Annotated in this window: 2 protein-coding genes; both read right to left on the bottom strand. The window is 73.7% G+C overall.

Going from position 1 to position 24,075, the window contains the following annotated elements; genetic code table 11:
* Positions 1 to 148 precede the first annotated feature (148 nt).
* On the bottom strand, positions 149 to 19,486 hold the full coding sequence (locus ACTOWY_RS38935; protein WP_441314608.1) for a type I polyketide synthase: 19,338 nt from the start codon (positions 19,484 to 19,486) through the stop codon (positions 149 to 151).
* A 34-nt stretch (positions 19,487 to 19,520) separates the two neighbouring features.
* The gene (locus ACTOWY_RS38930) at positions 19,521 to 24,050 is read right to left on the bottom strand and encodes an acyltransferase domain-containing protein (protein ID WP_441314609.1); all 4,530 of its coding nucleotides are present in this window, start codon (positions 24,048 to 24,050) and stop codon (positions 19,521 to 19,523) included.
* Between the last annotated feature and the right edge of the window lie 25 nt (positions 24,051 to 24,075).

Below are 24,075 nucleotides of genomic sequence, written 5' to 3'. Positions count from 1 at the left end.
GCGCCCTGCGTGCCCTGGCTAACCGGTGGCTGGAAATTCTGTGGCACTGCCTCACCCGAGGCGTCCGCTACGACGAAACCGTTCACCTTCGCAACCGACAACAGGCCCTCCACCCGCCGTCGGCGGCCTGAGGTTGACAGAAGGTGTCTCATCGGCTTTCCCCCGTCGACTGACCGAATTCCCGGTCGATGAAACTGAGCACATCCTCGGCGCTGGCCGCGGCCATCTCCCCGGCCAGGTCCCGTCCGGCGGTGGGCGCGGTCCGGGCGAGCAGGGCCTGCAACCGGGCGCGCACGGTGCCGAGCAGTTGCTCGTCGGCGCCGGTGAGCGCGCTGTCGAGCTGGTCGAGTCCGTCCAGCAGCAGCTCGTTCGCGGTCCGGGCCGCCGGGACGAGTTGCTCGCGCAGGTACTCGGCCAGCGCGACCGGGGTCGGGTAGTCGAAGACGAGCGTGGCGGGCAGCCGCAGGCCGGTGCCCGCGGTGAGGCCGTTGCGCAGTTCCAGTGCGGTCAGCGAGTCGAAGCCGACCTCCTGGAACTTCTGGGTGGCCTCGACCGCGGACCCGGAGGCGTGGCCGAGCACGCCTGCGGCCAGGTCGCGGACCAGCGCCAGCAGCAGCTCCTGCTGGGCCTTCTCCGCCAGCCCGGCCAGTGTCTCCCGCAGGCCGGCGATCTCCGCCGGTCCGCCGGTGGCCGCGGCCCGCCGCCGGGGCGGGACCAGCCCGCGCAGCAGTGGCGGCACCGGGCCGCGGGCGGCCTGGGCCCTCGGGTCGACCCGCATCGGCACCAGCAGCGCCTGACCGAGTGCGGCTCCGGTGTCCAGCAGCGCCATTCCCTCCACTGTGGACAGTGCGACGGCGCCGTCCCGGCGGATCCGGGAGCGGTCGGTGTCGCTGAGGGTCTCGGTCAGGCCGGTGTCCTTGGCCCACAGGCCCCAGGCCAGCGAGACGGCGGGCAGGCCGAGGGCGCGGCGGTGGCCGGCCAGTGCGTCCAGGAAGGTGTTGGCGGCCGCGTAGTTGCCCTGTCCGGCCGCGCCGAGCAGTCCGGCCACCGAGGAGAACAGCACGAACGCGGACAGGTTGGCCTCGCGGGTGAGTTCGTGCAAATGCCAGGCAGCGTCGACCTTCGGGGCGAAGACCCGGTCCAGGCGTTCCGGGGTGAGTGAGCCGAGCACGCCGTCATCGAGCACCCCTGCGGTGTGCACCACCGCGGCCAGCTCGACCCCGCGCAGGGCGGCGGACAGGGCGGTCCGGTCGGCGGCGTCACAGGCCCGGATGGTCACCCGCGCGCCGAGATCGGTCAGTTCGGCCCGCAACTCGGCCGCGCCCGGGGCGTCCGGGCCGCGGCGGCTGAGCAGCAGCAGGTCCCGCACACCGTGGTTGGCGGCGAGGTGCCGGGCGACCTCCGCGCCGAGTGCGCCGGTGCCGCCGGTGATCAGCACCGTGCCCTCGGTCGGCCAGACCGGTTCGGACCCGGCCCGCGGCACCCTGGTGAGCCGGGGCACGGTCAGCACCCCGGCGCGCACCGCCTGCTGCGGCTCTTCGGAGTTAAGCAGGGCGGGCAGGGTGCGACGGTCGGGTTCGGGGCTGTCCAGCAGGATGATCCGGTCCGGGTTCTCCGACTGGGCGGAGCGGACCAGGCCCCAGAGCGCGGCTCCGGCGAGGTCGGCGACCTCTTCCCCGGCCACGGACACCGCGCCCTGGGTGAGCACGACCAGGCGGCTGGCGGCCAGTCGTTCGTCGGCGCACCAGGCCTGCACGACGGCCAGCACCCGGCCGGTGGCCGCGCGGGTGGCCGTGGGCAGGTCGCCGGTGACCGGCGGGCAGGGCAGGAACACCAGTTCGGGGGCGGCCTCGGCGAGCGCGTTCAGGTCGGGCTCGGCGTCCGCGGCCAGCCACACGTGGGACGGAGCGGGGTGCGCCGTCGTGGGCAGCGGGGTCCAGGCCAGGCCGAACAGGTTGTCGTGGTGTCTACCGACCGTTCGGTCGGCGGCCGGAATCGCGCGCACCAGCAGCGAGTCGGCGGTGGCCACCGGGTTGCCCTCGGGATCGGCCAGGGTGATGGACAGGGTGTCCGCACCGGTGATCCGCACCCTGGCGCGCAGGGCCGCGGCCCCGACGGCGTGCAGGGTGACGCCGGTCCAGGAGAACGGCAGGGCCGCGCCCGACTCGACCAGCTCGCTCAGGCCGACGGTGTGCAGGACGGCGTCGAACAGCGCCGGGTGCAGGGCGAACCGGTTGGCCTCGGCGTCCGCGGGCAGGGTGACCTCGGCGTACAACTCGTTATCCCGCCGCCACACCGTGTGCAGGCCCTGGAAGGCGGGCCCGTACTCGATGCCGCCGTTGAGGCTGTCGTAGAACCCGTCCACGTCAACGGGTTCCGCCTCGGCCGGTGGCCACTCGGTGAGCGCGGTCCCGGCGTGGCCCGCCGGGGTGAGCGCGCCGTGGGCGTGGCTGGTCCAGGCGTCCTCGGCGTCGGGCTGGTCCGGGCGGGAGTGCACGGTGAGGGTGCGGCGCCCGTGTTCCTCGGCCGCGCCGAGCGCGAGCTGGACGAGCACGCCGCCGCGGTCGGGCAGCACCAGCGGGGCGGCCAGGGTGAGTTCCTCGATCCGGTCGCAGCCGACGTGCCCGCCCGCGTGCAGGGCCAGTTCCAGGAATCCGGTGCCGGGGAAGATCGCCAGGCCGCCGACCCGGTGGTCGGTCAGCCAGGGGTGGGTGGTCAGGGACAGCCGTCCGGTGAACACCATGCCGCCGGAGCCGGGCAGTGCGACCGCGGCGCCCAGCAGTGGGTGGCCGGTGTTCTGCTGGCCGACCGAGGTCAGGTCGCCGGTCCAGCCGGTGGCCGCCTCCAGCCAGTAGCGCTGGTGCTGGAAGGCATAGGTGGGCAGGTCCACCCTGGTCGCGCCGGGGAAGACCGGGCGCCAGTCCACCGGGACGCCGCGCACGTGCAGTTCGGCCAGCGAGATGAGGAAGCGGGACCGGCCGCCGTCCTCCCGGCGCAGTGATCCGGTGACCACCGCCTCGGTGCCGGTGGTGTCCAGGATCTCCTGCACCGCCATGGTGAGCACCGGGTGCGGGCTGACCTCGACGAAGACCTCGTGCCCTGACTCGGCCAGGGCCTGGGTGGTCTCGGCGAAGCGGACGGTGCCGCGCAGGTTCCGGTACCAGTAGGCCGCGTCCAGTTCCGTGCCGTCCAGCCAGTCACCGTCCACTGTGGACTGGAATGGGATGGTCGCGGCGCGTGGGCTGATCGGGGCGAGCAGTTCCAGGAGTTCGGCCTCGATCCGTTCGACCTGGGCGGAGTGTGAGGCGTAGTCCACCGCGATCCGCCGGGCCCGTACCTGGTCCCTGGCGCAGGCGGCGAGCAGTTCCTCTAGTGCGCCCACCTCGCCGGAGACCACCACGGTGGCCGGTCCGTTGACCGCGGCGACCGAGAGCGCGCCGCCCCAGCGGGTGATCCGCTCGGTGACCTGCTCGACCGGCAGGTGCACCGAGACCATGCCGCCGTGTCCGGCCAGGGCCCGGATGGCCTTGCTGCGCAGCGCGACCACCCTGGCACCGTCCACAAGGGACAGTGCACCGGCCACGCAGGCGGCGGCGATCTCACCCTGCGAGTGCCCGATCACCGCGGCCGGTTCGACGCCGTGCGCACGCCAGAGTTCGGCCAGCGAGACCATCACCGCCCACAATGCGGGCTGCACCACGTCGACCCGGGTGAGGGCCTCCTCGTCGGTGAGCACCTCCGGCAGTTTCCAATCCACAAAGGACGACAGGGCGGCCGCGCATTCGGCCATCCTGGCCGCGAACACCGGTTCCTCGGCGAGCAGCGTGGCGGCCATGCCGGTCCACTGCGAGCCCTGTCCGGGGAAGACGAACACGGTCCGGCCGGTGGCGCGGGCGGCGCCGGCCGGGAGGTCGGCGGCGAACTCGCCGCGAGCCAGGGCGTCCAGCTTCGCGAGGAGTTCGGCGCGGTCGGCGCCGATGACCGCTGCCCGGTGGGTGAACCGGGTGCGGCCGGTGGCCAGTGAGAAGCCGATGTCGGCCGGGTCGATCCCGCCCTCGGCGAAGGTCCGCAGCCGGGCGGCCTGGTCCCGCAGCGCCGCCTCGGTGCGGCCGGAGAGCAGCCAGGGCACCGGGAGCGTGCTGGGCGTCGTGGGCCGCGGGGCCGGGGTGTCCGGGAGTTCCAGGATCACGTGCGCGTTGGTGCCGCTGATCCCGAAGGAGGACACCGCGCTGCGGCGGGGCCGTCCGGTCTCCGGCCACGCGACCGGTTCGGTGAGCAGCCGGACTTCACCGGCGGACCAGTCGATGTGCGGGGAGGGTTCGTCCACGTGCAGGGTGCGGGGCAGGGTGCCGTGCCGCATGGCCTGCACCATCTTGATGATCCCGGCGACACCGGCGGCGGCCTGGGTGTGGCCCATGTTGGACTTGATCGAGCCCAGCCACAGCGGGATCTCCCGGTCCTGGCCGTAGGTCGCCAGCAGTGCCTGGGCCTCGATCGGGTCGCCCAGGGTGGTGCCGGTGCCGTGGGCTTCGACAGCGTCCACATCGGACGGTCGCAGGCCCGCGGTGGCCAGTGCCTGGCGGATGACGCGTTGCTGGGACGGTCCGTTCGGGGCGGTCAGCCCGTTGGACGCGCCGTCCTGGTTGACCGCGCTGCCGCGGACGACCGCGAGGACCTGGTGCCCGTTGCGCCGGGCGTCGGAAAGGCGTTCCACCAGCAGCAGGCCCACGCCTTCGGACCAGCCGGTGCCGTCGGCCGCGGCGGCGAAGGATTTGCACCGCCCGTTGCGGGCCAGTCCGCCCTGCAGGGAGAACTCCACGAACGGCCCGGGCAGCGCCATCACGGTGACGCCACCGGCCAGCGCCAGATCGCATTCCCCCGACCGCAGGGCCTGCACGGCCAGGTGCAGGGCGACCAGTGAGGAGGAGCAGGCGGTGTCCACGGTGACCGCGGGCCCTTCCAGGCCGAGGGTGTAGGCGAGGCGGCCGGAGAGGATGGAGCCGGAGTTGCCGTTGCCCAGGAAGCCAAGCAGGTCCTCGGGGATGGCGTGCATGACCCGGCTGCCGTAGTCGTGGTACATCAGCCCGGCGAACACCCCGGTCCGGCTGCCGCGCAGGGTGCCGGGGTCGATGCCGGCGCGTTCCACGGTCTCCCAGGCGGTTTCCAGCAGCAGGCGTTGCTGCGGGTCCATCGCGATGGCCTCGCGCGGGGAGATGCCGAAGAAGGCGGCGTCGAAATCGGCGGCCTGGTGCAGGAATCCGCCCTCGCACACGTAGGAGCCGTTGCGGTCGGAGTCGGGGTCGTAGAGCAGTTCCAGGTCCCAGCCGCGGTTGTCGGGGAAGCCGCTGATGGCGTCGCCGTCCCGGTCCACCAGCTGCCACAGGTCCTCGGGTGTGCTGATCCCGCCCGGGTAGCGGCAGGCCATGCCGACGATGACGATCGGATCTTCGCCGACGCGGGCCCTGGGCACGGTGGTGACGACGTGGTCGGCGCCGAAGAGTTCGTCGTGCAGGTAGCCGGTGAGTGCGGTGGCGGTCGGGTAGTCGAAGACCAGGGTGGCGGGCAGCCGCAGACCGCTGGCGGCGGTGAGGCCGTTGCGCAGTTCGACCGCGGTCAGCGAGTCGAAACCGAGGTCGGCGAAGGACTTCCCGGCCTCGACCTCGGTCGCGCCGCGGTAGCCGAGCACGGCCGCGACCTGTTCGCGGACCAGGGCGAGCAGTGCTTCCAGCCGTGCGTTCTCCTCCAGTGCGGCCAGCCGGTCGCGGAGTTCCCCTGCGCCTGCCTGGTTGCGGGCGGCGGCACTGCGCCTGCTCGGTGGCACCAGGCCGCGCAGCAGGGCGGGCACCGCGACCTGGTTGGCTGGGGCGGCGACCCGCATGGGCAGCAGCACCGCGTCGGGCAGCGCGCGGGCGGTGTCCAGCAGGGCCAGGCCCTCCTCGACCGCCAGGGCCGCGCCGCCGCCGCGGGCGATGCGGTTGCGGTCGGCCTCGCTGAGCCTGCCCGCCATGCCGTCGCCCGCCCACATGCCCCAGGCCAGGGACTGGGCGGGCAGGCCGAGACGGTGCCGGTGCCGGGCGAGGGCGTCCAGGTAGGCGTTGGCGGCGGCGTAGTTGGCCTGGCCGGGTCCGCCGATGGTGGCCGCGGTGGAGGAGAACAGCACGAACGCGGACAGGTCGAGGTCGCGGGTCAGGTCGTGCAGGTGCCAGGCGGCTTCGGCCTTGGCGTGCAGCACGGTGTCCAGCCGCTCGGGGGTGAGCGAGCCGAGCACGCCGTCGTCGAGCACGCCCGCGGTGTGCACCACGGCGGTGAGCGGGTGTTCGGCCGGGATCCGGTCCAGCAGGGCGGCCAGGGCCAGCCGGTTGCCGGCGTCGCAGGCGACCACCCAGGCGTGTGCGCCGAACTCGGCCAGTTCGGCCTGGAGTTCCGCCGCGCCAGGGGCGTCCGGGCCGCGCCTGCTGGTGAGCAGCAGTCGCCGCACCCCGTGCACGGTGACCAGGTGCCGGGCCACCGCCGCGCCGAGCTGGCCGGTGCCGCCGGTGATCAGCGTGGTGCCCTCGGCGGAGAAGTCGCCGGACTCCTCGATCCGCGGCATCCTGGCCAGCCGGGGCGCCCGGATCTCGTTGTCGTGCACGGAGATCTCGGGTTCACCGGCGGCGATGGCCGCGGTGACGACGGCGGGCAGGGTGTCGGCGGGGTCGGCGGTGAGGTCGACCAGGGTGATGCGGCCGGGGTTCTCGGACTGGGCGGAGCGGACGAGTCCGGCGACCGCGGCGGCCGCCGGGTCGGCGGCGGGTGGGGCGGCGTGCCGGGTGAGCACGGCCAGGTGGGTGTTGCCGAAGTGCTCCTCGGCCAGCCAGGCCTGCAGGGTGGCCAGGGTCTGGTGGGTGGCGGTGCGCAGCCGGGCGGGCTGGTCGCCGTCGGGAATGGTGCAGGACAACAGAACCAGGTCAGGAGCCGGCCCGGTGGCACGCAGCCCGGACAGGTCGGGGTGGTTGCTGTCGAGCCAGGCCACGGTTCCCGGGTCGGTCTGGCCCATCTCGGGCAGTGCGGTCCAGTCCAGGCGGAACAGCGAGTCGTGGTGCGCGGCGGCCTGCGGCGCCGCGGTGGTCATCGGGCGGGAGACCAGCGATTCCAGCGTCGCCACCGGGGCGCCGATGTGGTCGGCGACGGTCAGCGTCACCGAGCCCTCGCCGGTGCTGCGGGCATGCACCCGGAGCAGGGCCGCGCCACCGGCGTGCAGCCGGTAGCCGGTCCAGGCGAACGGCAGGCTGACCTGGTCCAGGGATTCGGCGAGCACGCCCGCGCTCTGCAGGGCCGCGTCGAGCAGGGCCGGGTGCAGGCCGTAGCGGGCGGCCTCGGCGTCAGCCTGCTCGGGCAGGCTCACCTCGGCGAAGACCTCATCGCCCCGGCGCCAGGCGGTCTTGAGGCCCTGGAACATCGGGCCATAGGCCAGGCCCGCTCGTTCGCACACCGGGTAGTACTCGGTGAGGTCGACCGGTTCGGCGTCCGCCGGTGGCCACTGCGGGTGGTCGAAAAGACCCTGGCGGGCCTGGTCGCCGAGCAGGCCGGTGGCGTGCAGGGTCCACGGGGTCTGCTCGTCGGGCCGGGCGTGCACGGTCACCGGGTGCAGGCCGGTGGCGTCGGGGGCGGCCACCGCGACCTGGATCTGCACCGAGCCGTCGGCGGGCAGCACCAGCGGCACGGGCAGGGTCAGCTCCTCCAGCACCGGCACCCCGGCCTGGTCCCCGGCCCTGGTGACCAGTTCGACAAAACCGGTGCCGGGGAACAGGATCGCGCCGCCGATCACGTGATCGGCCAGCCATGGACAGGTCCGGGTGGACAGTCGGCCGGTGAGCACAACGCCACCGGCTGCGGGCAGTTCGACCGCGGCGGCCAGCAGTGGGTGGTCGGTGGCCTGCTGACCGGCCGCGGCCAGATCGCCGGAACGCTGCATCGGGGCGTCCGGCCAGAAGCGTTCGCGCTGGAACGGGTAGGTGGGTAGGTCGATCCGCTGCGCGCCCAGGCCGGTGACCAGTGGCCGCCAGTCCACCGGCACGCCGTGCGCGGACAGGCCGGCCAGTGCCTCGGTGAAGGCAGCGGGCTCGGCGCGATCCTTGCGCAGCGCGGCGAAGGCGGGGGTGTCCGCGGGCAGGGACTGCCGGGCTATCGCGGTGAGCACGCCGTCCGGACCCAGTTCGAGCAGCCGGTTGACCTTCTCCTCGGCCAGCCAGCCGATGCCGTCGGCAAAGCGCACGGTGTCCCGCACGTTGCGCACCCAGTGTTCGGCCGAGCCGAGTTCGGCCGGGGTGGCCGGTCGTCCGTACACAGTGGACACCACCGGGATGCGCGGCGGCTGGTAACGCACGGATTCGGCCACCGCTCGGAACTCGGCCAGCATGGGTGCCAGCAGGGGCGAGTGGAAGGCGTGCGAGACTCGCAGCCTGCTGGTCTTGCGGCCCTGCCCGGCGAACGCCGCGGCGATCTCCGCCACGGAGTCCGCCTCGCCGGAGAGCACCACCGAGTCCGGGCCGTTCACCGCGGCCAGGCTCACCTGATCCGTGAGCAGCGGCCGGACTTCCTCCTCCGTGGCACGCACCGAGATCATCGCCCCGCCACTGGGCAGCGCCTGCATGAGGCGGGCGCGGGCGGTGACCAGGCGGCAGGCGTCGGCCAGGTCGAACACCCCGGCCACGTGCGCGGCGGCCAGTTCACCGATGGAGTGGCCGAGCAGGTATGCCGGGGTCAGGCCGAAGGACTCAGCCAGCCGGAACAATGCGACCTCGATCGCGAACAGCGCGGGCTGGGCGAATTCGGTGTGGTCAAGGCGTTCCGGGTCTTCGCGCAGCACTTCGGGCAGTGCCGGGTCGAGTCCGGCGCACACCTCGTCGAAGGCGGCGGCGAAGACCGGGAAGGCCGCGTGCAGCTCACGGCCCATGCCGGGTCGCTGGGCGCCTTGGCCGGAGAACAGCATGGCCAGGCGGCCGCGGGCGGCGCTGCCGGTGGCGAGTCCGGCGGCTGGGCGGCCCTCGGCCAGCGCGGCAAGCGCGGCGCGCAGGTCCGCGGCGCCGGAGCCGGTGAGCACGGCGCGGTGTTCCAGGGTGGTCCTGGTGGTCACCAGCGAGTAGGCCAGGTCGGCCGGATCAGTGTCCACAGTGGACAGCAGTTGGCCGGCCTGGTCGCGCAGGGCGGCCTCGGTGCGGCCGGACAGCGGCCAGACCAGCACCGCGGGCTCGGTCCGCTCCTCCGCGGCCGGGGTCTGGTCCGGGGCGGCCTCGATGATCACGTGCGCGTTGGTGCCGCTGATCCCGAAGGAGGACACCCCGGCCCGGCGCGGCTGACCGGCCTCCGGCCAGTCGGCGGGTTCGGTGAGCAGGTCGACCTTGCCTGCGGTCCAGTCCACGTGCGGGGAGGGCTCGTCCACGTGCAGCGTGCGCGGCAGGTGGTGGTGCCGCAACGCCAGCACCATCTTGATCACCCCGGCGACCCCGGAGGCGGCCTGGGTGTGGCCCAGGTTGGACTTGACCGAACCCAGTCGCAGCGGCACCTCCCGGTCCTGCCCGTAGGTGGCCAGCAACGCCTGCGCCTCGATGGGATCACCCAGCGAGGTGCCGGTGCCGTGCGCCTCGACGACGTCCACATCGGACGGTCGCAGGCCGGAGTTGGCCAGGGCCTGGCGGATCACCCGTTGCTGGGACGGCCCGTTGGGCGCGGTGAGGCCGTTGGACGCGCCGTCCTGGTTGACCGCCGAGCCGCGCACCACCGCGAGCACCGGGTAGCCCAGGCGCTGGGCCTCCGAGAGCCGGGCCAGCATGAGCATGCCCACGCCCTCGGCCATGCCGATGCCGTCCGCGGCGGCGGAGAATGCCTTGCACCGGCCGTCCTGGGCCAGGCCGCGCTGCCGGGAGAAGTCGATCAGCCCGAGCGGGGTGGACAGCACGGTGACGCCACCGGCCAGCGCGGTGGTGCACTCCCCCGCCCGCAATGCCTGGCAGGCCAGGTGCAGGGCGACCAGCGAGGAGGAGCACGCGGTGTCCACGGTGAGGGTCGGGCCCTCCAGCCCGAAGGTGTAGGCGAGGCGGCCGGAGGCGACGCTGGCCGCGCCGCCGGTGAGGCCGTCGCCGAGCGCGCCGTAGCCCTGGAATCCGGCGCCGATGAACACGCCGGTGTGGCTGCCGCGCAGGGTGGCCGGGTCGATCCCGGCCCGCTCGAATGCCTCCCAGCTGGTCTCCAGCAGCAGGCGCTGCTGCGGGTCCATGCCCAGCGCCTCGCGTGGCGAGATGCCGAAGAAGGTCGGGTCGAAGCCGTCCACGCCGCGGACGAAGCCGCCTTCCCGGGCGTAGCAGGTGCCGAGGTTGTCCGGGTCGGGGTGGTAGAGGGCGTCCAGGTCCCAGCCGCGGTCGGCGGGGAACGGGGCGATCGCGTCGCCGTCAGCGGTGAGCAGGGTCCACAGGTCCTCGGGCGAGGCGACCCCGCCGGGCAGGCGGCAGCTCATGCCGAGGATGGCGATCGGCTCGTCGTTGGCCGCGGTGACGGTCAGCGCGGCCACCGGCGTGGCGGCCGCGCCGAGCAGTTCGGCGCGCAGGAACGCGGCCAGTTCGCGCGGGGTCGGGTAGTCGAAGGCGAGGGTGGCGGGCAGTCGCAGGCCGGTGACCGTCTTCAGCTCGTTGCGCAGGTCGACCGCGCTGAGCGAGTCGAAGCCGAGGTCCCGGAAGGCCCGGTCCTCCTCGACCGCGTCCGCGCCTGAGTGGCCGAGCACGGCGGCGGCGCGGGCCCGTACCAGGTCGAGCAGTTCGGATTCCTGGTCGGCCTCGGGCAGGGCGGTGATCCGGGTGGCCAGTTCGCTGGCGCCCGCGCTGTCGCCGGGGCCTTCCACCCGCTGGGCGTCGGGGACCTCGGTGAACAGGTGGCTGGGCCGGTTCAGGGTGAACACCGGCAGGAACCGGTCCCAGTCGATCTCGCAGATGGCCAGCGCGGCGTCGTCGTGGTCGAGGGCCGCGCGCAGGCCCTGGAAGCCCAGTTGTGGGTCGAAGGACGGCAAACCCTGTCGCCGCAACCGTTCCCCGGCCTGGACCGCGGTCTCCGCGGTGGCCCCTCGACGTGGGTTGGCGGCGTGCCAGACACCCCAGGCAACCGAGATGGCCGGGATGCCGCGAGCGCGCTGGCGCTGGGCGAGCGCGTCCAGGTAGGCATTCGCCGCGCCGTAGGCGGCGTGCTCGGAGCTGCCCCAGAGTCCGGCCAGCGAGGAGAACAGGACCACCGCGTCCAGTTCGGCCGGGTCGAGCAGTTCGTCCAGGTGGCGGGCGCCGAGCACCTTGGCGGCCAGCACTTCGGCGACCTCGGGCAGGTCGGTGCCGGCGATCGGGGCGAGTCCGATCAGGGCGGCGGCGTGCACTACCGAGCGCACGGTGTGGCCCTGTGCGCGCAGGCCGGTCAGCAGGTCGGCGACCTGTTCGCGCTGGGTGATGTCGCAGGCGGCCATGACCACTTCGGCGCCGGACTCGGTCAGTTCGGCCCGCAGTTCGGCCGCGCCGGGGGTGTCCTCGCCGCCTCGGCTGACCAGGACCAGGTGCTCGGCGCCCTGCTCGACCAGCCAGCGGGCCAGCAGCGGGCCCAGCGCGCCGGTGGCGCCGGTGACCAGCACGGTGCCGCGCGGGCGCCAGTGCCGGACCGGGGCGGTCGATCCCAGTGCCGCGCGACGCATCCGGCGGCCGTGGAAACCGCTGGGCCGCAACGCGATCTGGTCTTCGGCCTGGCCGGTGAGCACGGTGCACAGCCGGTCCAGGGTGATCTCGTCCGGGTCGGCGGGCAGGTCGATCAGACCGCCCCAGCTTCCCGGGTACTCCAGGGCGGCGGTGCGGCCGAGCCCCCAGATCATGGCCTGGTCCGGGCTGTGCGCCTCACCGGGTGCGGCCACCGCGACCGCGCCGTGCGTGGCGCACCACAGCTTCGCGGTGCTCTGCCGGGTGGCCATGGCCTGGAGCAGGGCCAGGGTGGCGGCCAGTCCGGCCGGGACCGCGGGGTGTTCGGGATGCGGCGTTGCGGCGGTGGCGAGCAGGGACAGGATGCCGGTGCAGTCCGGGTTCTCCGCCAGCACGGTGGTGAAGTCCGGGTCGGCCGGGTCCACGAGGTGTTCGACGACCTCCGCGCCGCGGACCCGCAGGGCGTTGGCGTAGCGGGATTCCGTGCCCGTGGTGAGCAGCAGCCAGCGGCCGGTCAGCGGGGCCGGGGCCGGGTCGGGCAGCCGGGTCCAGCCGACCCGGTACCGCATGGAGTCCACAGTGGACAGTTGCTGGCGCTGTCCGGCCCGGATCGCGGCCCCGCTCATGTCCACCCAGTACCGGCTGCGCTGGAAGGCGTAGGTGGGCAGGGTCAGCCGGGAGCCGCTGGTGCGCCAGTCCACGGCGACCCCGTTGACGTGCAACTCTGCCAGGGACAACGCCAGGCGGCGCGGTCCGCTTTCCTCGCGGCGCAGCGATCCGGCCACCACCACCTCGACGCCGTGTTCGTGCGCGGTCTCCTCGATGCCGGGGGTGAGCACCGGATGCGCGCTCACCTCGACGAAGATCCGGTGACCCGCGTCCAGGAGGCCGCGCACGGATTCGGCGAAGCGCACGGTGTGCCGCAGGTTGCGGTACCAGTACTCGCCGTCCAGTTCGGCGCCGTCCAGGAAGCGTCCGTCCACAGTGGAGTAGAACGGGATGGTCGCGGCCTGGGGGCGGATCGGGCGCACGGCGGCCCTGATCGCCTCGGCGAGCGGTTCGACCTGTGCGGAGTGGGCGATGAAATCGACGCCGGGGATGCGCCAGCGGGCCGCACCGAGGCGGGACAGTTCGGTCTCCAACTCCAGCAGCGCTTCGTTCGCGCCGGAGACCACCACGGTGGCCGGTCCGTTGACGGCGGCCACGGCGAGCTGGTCTTCCCAGCGGTCCAGCAGTTCGCGGACCTGCTGTTCGGGCAGCATCACCGAGAGCATGCCGCCCTGCCCGGCCAGCGCGCGCAGCTCGCGGCTGCGCAACGCGACCACCCGGGCGGCATCGGCCAGCGACAGCGCGCCCGCGACACAGGCGGCGGCGATCTCACCTTGCGAGTGCCCGATCACCGCGCTGGGCACAACTCCCCTGGCGCGCCACAGTTCGGCCAGCGCGACCATGACCGCGAACAGCACCGGTTGCACCACGTCCACCCGCTCCAGCGGCGGCACGCCGGGATGCCCGCGCAGCACGTCGAGCACGGCGAAGTCCAGGTGTTCGGACAGCGCGGTGGCGGCCTCGGCAAGGCGTTGCGCGAAGGCCGGTTCGGTGTCCAGCAGATCCAGGGCCATGCCTGCCCACTGCGCGCCCTGGCCGGGGAAGACGAACACCGGTCCGGCGTGCGGGGTGGCGGCGCCGGTGGCCAGGTTTGGCGCGGTCTCGCCGCGGCCGAGCGCGGTGAGTCCGGCGAGCAGTTCAGTGCGGTCCGAGCCGGTGATCACGGCGCGGTGCTCGTGTGTGGTGCGGGTGGTGGCCAGGGAGTGCGCCACGTCGGCGGGGCTGGCCTCGGGGTGCTCGGCGAGCCAGGCGGTGAGGCGGTTGGCCTGGGCGGCCAGGACAGCGCGGCCGCGGGCGGACAACGGCCAGGAGGACAGCGCGGGTCCGGGCGTGGGCGCGTCCTCGGTGGGCGCGTCCTCGGGCTGTTCGATGACCACGTGCGCGTTGGTGCCGCTGACGCCGAAGGAGGAGATCCCGGCCCGGCGCGGGTGTCCGTTGCGCGGCCAGTCCTGGTCCTCGGTGAGCAGTGCCACCGCCCCGGCGGTCCAGTCCACGTGCGGGGTGGGCTGGTCCACATGCAGGGTGCGCGGCAGTGTTCCGTGCCGCATCGCCATGATCATCTTGATCACTCCGGCAACGCCGGCGGCGGCCTGGGTGTGGCCCAGGTTGGACTTGACCGAGCCGAGCCAGAGCGGCCGCTCGCGGTCCTGGCCGTAGGTGGCCAGCAGGGCACTGGCCTCGATCGGGTCGCCGAGCGCGGTGCCGGTGCCGTGCGCCTCGACCGCGTCCACTTCGGACGGTCGCAGGCCTGCGGTGGCCAGGGCCTGGCGGATCACCCGTTGCTGGGCGGTGCCACTGGGTGCGGTGAGGCCGTTGGACGCGCCGTCCTGGTTGACCGCGCTGCCCTTGACGATGGCCAGCACCTGGCGCCCGTTGCGCCGGGCGTCGGAGAGCCGTTCCAGCAGCAGCAGGCCGACGCCCTCGCCCCAGCCGGTGCCGTTGGCCGCGGCGGCGAAGGCCTTGCACCGGCCGTCGGGGGCCAGTGCGCCCTGTTTGCTGAACTCGGTGAAGGCCACCGGGGTGGACATCACCGCGACGCCACCGGCCAGCGCCAGCGCGCATTCGCCGCGGCGCAGCGCGTCCGCGGCCAGGTGCAGGGCTACCAGGGAGGAGGAGCACGCGGTGTCCACGGTGACCGCTGGCCCGGACAGGCCCAGGGTGTAGGCGATCCGGCCGGAGAGGATGCTGGCCGCGTTGCCGGTGCTGAGGTAGCCCTCCAGGCCGCCGGAGCCCGCGGCCATGAACAGCGAGGTGTAGTCCTGGCCGTTGGTGCCGACGAACACCCCGGCCTGGCTGCCCCGGATCGTGGCCGGGTCGATGCCCGCGTTCTCCAGTGCCTCCCAGGAGGTTTCCAGCAGCAGTCGCTGCTGCGGGTCCATCGCCAGGGCTTCACGCGGAGAGATGCCGAAGAAGGCGGCGTCGAAATCCGCTGCGCCGTAGAGGAAGGCGCCGTCGGTGATCCGGGTGGCGCCCTCGCCGGGGTCGGCGTCGTAGAGGCCGGGGGTGTCCCAGCCGCGGTCGGTGGGCAGCGGCCCGGTGGCATGCCTGCCCGCGCGCAGCAGCTCCCACAGTTCGGCCGGGGATCCCACATTGCCCGGGTAGCGGCAGGCCATGCCGACGATGACGATCGGATCATCGTCCACAGTAGACAGTGCAGCTGGAAGCAAGTCGGTGCCCTGGCCGAGCAGTTGCTCGTGCAGGTGCCGGGCCAGTTCCTCGGCGGTGGGGTGGTCGTAGACGACTGTGGTGGGCACCTCGTGGCCGGTGGCGGTGCGCAGCCGGTTGCGCAGGTCCACCGCGGCCAGTGAGTCGAAGCCGAGGTCGGCGAAGTTGCGGCCGGGTTCGATCCGGGCGGCCTCGGCGTAGCCAAGCACCGCGGCGGTGTGCTCGCGGACCAGAGCGAGGACCCGTTGCCGTTGCGCGGTTTCCTCCATCGCGGCCAGTTCCCTGGCGAAGACGGAGCCGGTGACCGGGGCGGCGGGTTCGGCCGCGGCCAGTTCGGGCAGGGCGTCCAGCAGCGGCCGCGGGCGGGCCGAAGTGAACCCGGCGGCGAACCGCGGCCAGTCCATGTCGGCGACCAGCACGAAGGTGTCGTCGTGGTCCAGGGCCTGTTGCAGCGCGCGCAGGGCCAGTTCGGGCGGCATGCCGCGCACGCCGCGCCGGGCCAGGTAGCCGGTGACCTCGGTGTCGGCGGCCTTGCCGCTGCCCGCCCAGGCGCCCCAGGCGATCGCGGTGGCGGTGCGGCCACGGGCGCGACGCTGGGCGGCGAAGGCGTCCAGGTGCGCGTTGGCGGCGGCGTAGGCGGCGTGCCCGCCGCCGCCCCAGACGCCGGCGGTGGAGGAGAACAGCACAAACGCGTCCAGCTCGGTGTCGCCGAGCACGGCGTCCAGGTTGGCGGTGCCGGTGACCTTGGCCGCGATGATCTCGGCGAACTCGGCGGGGGTGCTCTCGGCCAGGGTGCCGGTGGCGACCACACCGGCGGCGTGCAGGACCGCGCGGACCGGGTCACCGGCGGCGGCCAGGTCCTCGACCAGGGCGGCGAGTGCGGTGCGGTCGGTGACGTCGCAGGCGGCCACGGTGGCCCGCGCGCCGAGTGCCTGGACTTCGGCCACCAGTTCGGCGGCGCCGGGCGCGTTCGGGCCGCTGCGGCTGGTGAGCACGATGTGCGCGGCCCCGTTGGCGGCCAGCCAGCGGGTCAGTTCCGCGCCCAGGCCGCCGGTGCCGCCGGTGACCAGCACGGTGCCGCGCGGCCGCCAGTTGCGCGCGGCCGATGCGCCGCCGGTGGGCGCGGGGGTCAGTCTGCGCACGTACACGCCCTCGGCGCGCAGGCGCAGCTGGTCCTCATGGCCGGGTGCGGCGAGCACCGCGCACAGCCGGTCCCTGGTGACCTGGTCGAGCTGTCCGGGCAGGTCGACCAGGCCGCCCCAGCGTTGCGGGTGTTCCAGTCCGAGCACCCGGCCCAGGCCCCAGAGCTGGGCCTGTGCCGGGGTTTCCGCGGCGTCGCGGGTGAGCAGCCACAGTGGGGCCGGCACCTCGGCGTCGCCGAGGGCCTGGATCAGCGCGAGGGTGTCCAGGGTGGTCCGCGGGGTGTGCTCCAGGGCGAGGGTGCACAGCACGCCGGTCAGGTCCGGGTAGCCGGCCAGCCGCGCGGTCAGGGTGACCCGATCGTCCACATCGGACACATCGAGCCGGTGCACGGTGGCGCCCGACGAGACCAGCGAGGCGTCCAGGCCGTGGGTTTCGCCCGCGGTGACCAGCAGCCAGTTCCCGGTGAGCCTGCCGTCGCCGACCGGCATCGGGCGCCAGTCGATCCGGTAGCGCCAACGGTCCACCTGGGACTCATCGCGCCGCCTGCGCCGCCAGGCGGACAGCATGGGCAGCACCGCGTCCAGGGATTCCTGCCCGGCGCCGTCCGCGCCGAGCACGGCGGAGAGCGCGGACATGTCGGCGCGTTCCACCGCGTCCCAGAAGTCGGATTCCAGTTCCAGTCCGGCCACGGCCTCGGCCACCGCCTCGGCCCCGTCCACCCAGAACCGCTCCCGCTGGAACGGGTAGGTGGGCAGCAGCACCGGCCGCGCGGGCGGGAAGTAGCGCCGCCAGTCCGGGGCGTGCCCGGCCACGGCGAGGGCGCCGAGGGCGGCGGTCAGGGTGACCGGCTCGGACCGGTTGGCCCGCACCAGTGGCGCGACCACGGCTTCGGGCAGGCAGTCCTGGATCATCCCGGCCAGCACCGCGTCCGGCCCGACCTCCAGGAACCGGCTCACGCCCTGCCCGGCCAGGGTGGCCACCGCGTCGGCGAAGCGCACGGTCTCCCGCACCTGCCGCACCCAGTACTCCGGCGTGGCCGGATCACCCTCCACAGTGGACACAAACGGGATTTCCGGGCTGGCGAAGGACAATCCCTCGACCACGGTCCGGAACTCCGCGAGCATCGGGTCCATCAGTGGCGAGTGGAAGGCGTGCGAGACCCGCAGCTGCTTGGTCTTCACCCCGCGCCCGGCCAGGGTCGCCACGATCGCCGAGACCTCCGCCTCGGCACCGGAGATCACCACGGACTCCGGCCCGTTCACCGCCGCCACGCTGACCAAGCCGGTCAGCAGCGGCTCCACCTCGGCCAGCGGCACGCGCACGGACACCATCACGCCGCCCTCGGGCAGCGCCTGCATCAACCGGCCCCGCGCGGTCACCAGACGACAGGCGTCTTCCAGGGAGAACACCCCGGCCACGTGCGCGGCCGCGATCTCGCCGACTGAGTGCCCGACCACCGCGTCCGGCCGCAGTCCCCAGCTCTCCAGCAGCCGGTACAGCGCGACCTCGATGGCGAACAGCGCGGGCTGGGCGAATTCGGTGCGGTTGAGCCGTTCCTCGTCGCCCCAGATCTCCAGGACCAGGTCGAAGTCCAGCTCGGTGCACACCGCGGCGAAGGCGGCGGCGAAGACCGGGAAGGTCTCGTGCAGTTCCCGGCCCATGCCGAGTCGTTGCGCGCCCTGCCCGGTGAAGGCGAAGGCGGTGCGGCCGCGGGTCACCGTGCCCTGCACCAGGCCGGGGGCCTGCGCGTTGGCGGCCAGCGCCCGCACCGCGGCGAGCAGTTCCTCCCTGCTGCGGCCGGTCAGCACCGCGCGGTGCTCGAACCCGGTGCGGCCGGTGGCCAGGGTGCGGCCGATCTCGGCCGGACCGAACGCGGTGGCGGATTCCAGGTGCGCGGCCAGCCGGTGTGCCTGGGCCCGCAACGCCTCGCCGGTGCGGGCGGAGAGCACCCAGGGCACCACGGGCAGCTCGGTGCGCTCCGGTTCGTCCGCGGCGGGGGCCTGTTCGATGATCACGTGCGCGTTGGTGCCGCTGATCCCGAAGGAGGACACCCCGGCCCGGTGGGGGCGACCGGTGTCCGGCCAGTCCATCGGCTCGGTCAGCAACTCCACCGAACCCGCGGTCCAGTCCACGTGCGGGGTGGGCTCGTCCACGTGCAGGGTGCGCGGCAACCGGTTGTGCCGCAACGCCATCACCATCTTGATCACACCGGCGACACCAGCGGCGGCCTGGGTGTGCCCGAGGTTGGACTTGATCGAACCCAGCCGCAGCGGGTCCATCCGGCCCTGTCCGTAGGCGGCGATCAGCGCCTGGGCCTCGATCGGATCGCCCAGCGGGGTGCCGGTGCCGTGTGCCTCCACCGCGTCCACCTCGGCCGCGGCCAGTCCGGCGTTGGCCAGCGCGGCCCGGATCACCCGCTGCTGGGACGGGCCGTTGGGTGCGGTGAGGCCGTTGCTGGCGCCGTCCTGGTTGACCGCGGAGCCACGCACCACGGCCAGCACGGGGTGGCCGTTGCGCACGGCGTCGGAGAGCCGTTCCACCAGCAGCACGCCAATGCCCTCGGCCAGGCTAGTGCCGTCGGCGCTGCCCGCGAAGGTCTTGCAGCGCGCGTCGGGGGCGAGGCCGCGCTGCCGGGAGAAGACCACGAACACCGAGGCGGTGGACATCACCATGACGCCGCCGGCCAGCGCGAGGCCGCATTCCCCGGTGCGCAGCGCCTGCACGGCCAGGTGCAGCGCGACCAGGGAGGAGGAGCAGGTGGTGTCCACGGTGACCGCCGGGCCTTCCAGCCCGAAGGTGTAGGCGAGGCGGCCGGAGACCACGGCGGCCGCGTTGCCGGTCATCAGGTGACCCTCGACCTCCGGCGGGATGTGCTTCATGCCGTGGATGTAGTCCTGGGTGCTGCACCCGATGAACGCGCCGGTGGCGCTGCCGCGCAAGGACGCCGGGTCGATGCCCGCGCGCTCGAAGGTCTCCCAGGTGGTTTCCAGCAGCAGGCGTTGCTGCGGGTCCATGGCCAGGGCCTCACGCGGGGAGATGCCGAAGAAGGCCGGGTCGAAATCGGCGACGCCGGAGAGGAAGCCGCCCTCGCGCACGTAACTGGTGCCGGAGTGGTCCGGGTCCGGGTGGTAGAGCCCCTCGGTGTCCCAGCCCCGGTCGGCCGGGAACCCGGCGATGGCGTCCCGGCCTTCGGCGACCAGGCGCCACAGATCCTCCGGCGAACTGACCCCGCCCGGATAGCGGCAGGCCATGCCGACGATCGCGATCGGCTCGCTGGCCTTGTCGGTCAGCTCGCGCAGCCGCGCGCTGGTGTCCCGCAGGTCGGTGGTGACCCGCTTGAGGTAATCGCGGAGCTTCTCTTCGTTCGACATCTAAACCGCCCCCAGAGCGAAAGTCGTGTGCTGGTCAGTGCCTGCCGAAGTCGCTGTCGATCAGCTCGAACAGCTCTTCGTCGGAGGCGGATCCGATATCGGCCTGCTCCGGTCCGTCCGCGGGTCTCCTGGCGTTCCAGCGGTCCAGGAGGTCCTTGAGCCGCCGGGTGATCTCGGCGTCGGCGCCGGGGTCGAGTCCGTCGGCTCCGGTGGCCAGCGCGTTCTCCAGCCGGTCCAGTTCGGCCAGCACGAGCGGCTGGTCCTGGCCGCCGAACAGCCCGTCGTGCAGGTGTTCGGCGAGCACGCCGGGGGCCGGGTAGTCGAAGATCACCGTGGTGGGCAGCCGCAAACCCGTTGCCCTGGTGAGGTTGTTGCGCAACTCCACCGCGATCATCGAGTCGAAGCCGAGTTCCTGGAAGGCCCGGCCGGCCTCGATCGCCCCGGGGTCGCCGTGGCCGAGCACGGCCGCGGTGTGCCCGCGCACCAGGTCGAGCAGGGCGGCCCGGCGGGCGGCCGGGTCCAGTGCGGTGAGCCTGGCCAGCAGTTCGGGTTCGCCGCCGGTCCCGGCGTTGTGCTCGACGGCCTCCGGGATGCCGGTGAGCAGTGGGCTGGGCCGGGCCACGGTGAACAGCGGCGCGAACCGGGTCCACTCGACCTCGGCCAGCACTCCGGTGGGTTCGTCCCGGTCGAGCAGGCCGCGCAACGCGGTGAGCGCGGCGGCCGGGTCGAGCAGGCGCAGCCCGAAGTCCGGGGCGTCGACCTGGTAGCCGAAGTCCCACAGGCCCCAGGCGACCGCGGTACCGGGCGCTCCGGTGGCGCGGCGGCGCTGGGCGGTGGCGTCCAGGTGCGCGTTGGCGGCGGAGAGCGCGGTGTGCTCGCCACTGCCCCAGATGCCGGCGATCGAGGAGAACAGCACGAGTTCCGCGCTGTCCCCGGCCAGTTCGGTTACCACGGCCAGACTGTCCACTGTGGACGATAGAACGCGGGCGAGGCCGGCGGGCGCCAGGTCGGCCAGTGGCGCGAGTTCGTCCGGGGTGGCCGGGCGGGTGCCTGCGGCGTGGATCACCGTGCGGACCGGTTCCCCGTCGGCGGCGAGTTGCTTGCCCAGTGCGGCGATGCTGTCCGGTTCGATGACGGTGAGCCGGACCTCGGCCAGCTCGGCGCGCAACTGGTCGACGTCAGGGGGTTCGGCCCCGGCGAGCACCACGTGACTCGCGCCCGAGGCGGCCAGCCAGCGGGCCAGGTGCCCGGCGAGCACCGGCACGCTGACCGTGGCCAGCACCGTGCCCTCGGCCCGCCAGTCCCGCACGGACCTGGTCTTCGGCGCGCGGACCAGGCGGCGGGCCAGCAACCCGTTGCCGCGCACCGCGAGCTGGTCCTCCTCCCCCGCCCCACCCAGGGCCGCGAGCACCAGCGCGGGGTCGAACTCCCCGGCGGGCAGGTCGAGCAGGCCGCCCCAGCGGCGGGTGTGCTCCACCGCGGCCACCCGGCCCAGCCCGCACAGCTGGGCCTGGGCCGGATCGGCGGGTTCCTCGATGCCGGTGGCGGCGCGGGTCAGGCACCACAGCGGGGCCTCGATCCCGGCATCGCCGAGAGCCTGCACGGCGGTGAGCGTGGCGGCCAGGGCGGCGGAGAGTCCGCTGGGGTGCTCGCCGGGGGCGAGTCCGAGCAGAGAGAGCACGCCGGTGTACTCAGTGGCGATCGCCCGCAACCGGTCCGCGAAGTCGGCGCGATCGGCGCTGCTCGCGGGCAGTTCGAGCACCTCCGCCTGTCCGGCCAGGGCCGCGGCGAGGGCGGTGCTGGTGGCGTCCTGGGCGTCGGCGGTGAGCAGCAGCCAGGTCCCCGGCGGGGTAGGCGCTGGGGTGAACGGGATCCAGTCGACCCGGTAGCTGAGGCCGTCGGCCGTCGGTTCGGGCGCACCCGAGCTGAGCCAGAAGCGTTCGTGCTGGAAGGCGTAGGTGGGCAGGGTGATCCGCGCGCCCGGGACCACCTGGGTCCAGTCCACCGGCACGCCGTGCACGTGCGCCTCGGCGAGCGCGCCCAGTACCCGGCGCACCCCGCCGTCCTCGCGGCGCAGCGTGCCGACCACCACCGCCTCCCGCTCGGACTCGTGCGCGGTCTCGGTCAGTCCCGGGGTGAGCACCGGATGCGCGCTCACCTCGATGAACACCCGATGCCCCTGCGTCAGCAACGCGGTGGTGGCCTCGGCGAACCGGACGGTCTGGCGGAGGTTGCGGTACCAGTACTCGCCGTCCAGCTCGGTCCCGTCCACCCATCGACCGTCCACAGTGGAGTAGAAAGGCACGTTCGCCTTGCCTGGCCGGATGTCCTGGGCGCAGGAGCGGACCGGTCCGGCGATCTGCTCGATCTGGGTGGAGTGCGCGGTGAAGTCGACGCCAGGGATCCGCCAGCGCTGCACACGTTGGGCGGACAGTTCGCGTTCCAGTTCGGTGAGCGCGCTGTCGTCGCCGGAGACCACGATGGTGGCCGGTCCGTTGACCGCGGCCACCGAAAGCCGGTCGCCCCACCGGGTCAGCAACTCCCGCACCCGCGCCTCATGCAGGGTGACCGAGAGCATGCCACCATGCCCCGCCAGCGGCAGCAGTTCCCGGCTACGCAACGCGACCAGCCGGGCCGCGTCATCGAGGGAGAGGATCCCGGCCACACAGGCCGCGGCGATCTCGCCCTGGGAGTGCCCGAGCACGGCTGCCGGTTCGACACCGAAGGAACGCCACAGCTCGGCCAGCGAGACCATCACCGCCCACAGCACGGGTTGCACAACGTCCACTCTGGACAGTGCTTCTTCGTCGGCGGCCAGCTCGGCCAGCGGGCGGTCAAGGTAGGGGGCGAGTGCTTGGGCGCAGGCGGTGAAGCGGTCGGCGAAGACGGGGTAGTTGGCGATCAGATCGGTGGCCATGCCGGGCCATTGGGCGCCCTGGCCGGGGAAGACGAAGACCGGGCGGGCGGGGTGCGGGGCGATGCCGTGCAGGAGGCCGGGGGCGGGGGTGTCCTCGTGCAGGGCGCGCAGGCCGTCGGCGAGGGTGGCGGGGTCGGCGAGCAGGACGGCGCGGTGGGGGAAGGCGGTGCGGGTGGTGGCGAGGGAGTGGGTCAGGTCGGAGAGGGGGGTGTGGGGGTGGGTGGTGAGGAAGTCGCGGAGCTTTCCGGCCTGGGCGCGGAGGGCGGCTGGGGTGCGGCCGGAGAGAAGGAGGGGGGCCAGACCAGTGACAGGAGTGGGCTCGTTCTCCTGCCGGGCCGGGGCTTCCTCGATGATCACGTGCGCGTTGGTGCCGCCGATCCCGAACGAGGACACCCCCGCCCGCCGCGGCCGCTCCCCCACCGGCCACGGCACCGGCTCGGTCAGCAGGGACACCGCGCCGGCCGACCAGTCCACCTGCGGCGTCGGCTCGTCCACGTGCAAGGTTCGCGGCAACCGCTGGTGCCGCAACGCCAGCACCATCTTCATCACCCCGGCGACCCCGGCCGCGGCCTGAGTGTGGCCCAGGTTCGACTTCACCGAACCCAGCCACAGCGGGGTGTCCCGGTCCTGCCCGTAGGTCGCCAGCAGTGCCTGCGCCTCGATGGGATCACCCAGGGCGGTGCCGGTGCCGTGTGCCTCCACCACGTCCACCTCGGCGGGCGCCAGCCGGGCAGCGGCCAGGGCGGCGCGGATGACGCGTTGCTGGGCCGGGCCGTTGGGGGCGGTGAGGCCGTTGGAGGCGCCGTCCTGGTTGACCGCGGAGCCGCGCAGCACAGCCAGGATTTCCCGGCCGTCGCGTTCGGCGTCGGAGAGTCGTTGCAGGAGCAGGATTCCGGCGCCTTCGCCCCAGCCGGCGCCGTCGGCGGCGGCGGCGAAGGCCTTGCAGCGGCCGTCGCCCGCGAGGCCACCTTGTTTGGCCAGTTCGGTGAAGACCGCGGCGGTGGAGAGCACGGTGACGCCGCCGGCCAGGGCCAGGTCGCATTCGCCGGAGCGCAGGGCCTGGGCGGCCAGGTGCAGGGCGACCAGGGAGGACGAGCAGGCCGTGTCGATGGTGACGGCGGGGCCGGACAGGCCCAGGGTGTAGGCGATCCGGCCGGAGGCGACGGCGTTGGAGTTGCCGGTCATCAGGTGGCCGCTGACCTCGGCGGGCAGGGTGCGCGGGCCCGCGAGGTAGTCCTGGTTGCTGCACCCGACGAAGACGCCGGTGGCGGTGCCGTGCAGGGTGGCCGGGTCGATGCCGGCGTGCTCGACGGTCTCCCAGGTGGTTTCCAGCAGCAGCCGGTGTTGCGGGTCCATGGCCAGGGCCTCACGCGGGCTGATGCCGAAGAAGGCGGCGTCGAACTCGGCCGCCTCGGCCAGGAATCCGCCGACCTGGGCATAGTCCGCGCTGGGCCGCAGGTCCCAGCCGCGGTCGCGGGGGAAGCCGCGGACCGCGTCGATCCCACCGTCCACCAGCTGCCACAACAGTTCCGGGGTGGCCGCGCCGCCGGGCAGGCGGCAGCCCATGCCCACGATCGCCACCGGTTCCCTGGCGGCGTCCTCCACCTCGCGCAGTCGCGCCCTGGTGTCGTACAGCTCCGCGGTCACCTGCTTGAGGAAATGCCGCAACTTG

Origin of the sequence: Crossiella sp. CA198, assembly GCF_052078295.1 — a bacterium.
In the GTDB taxonomy this organism is placed as follows: domain Bacteria; phylum Actinomycetota; class Actinomycetes; order Mycobacteriales; family Pseudonocardiaceae; genus Crossiella.
The sequence above is the reverse complement of the archived record's forward strand: the minus strand, read 5'-3'. Positions and strand labels throughout refer to the sequence as shown.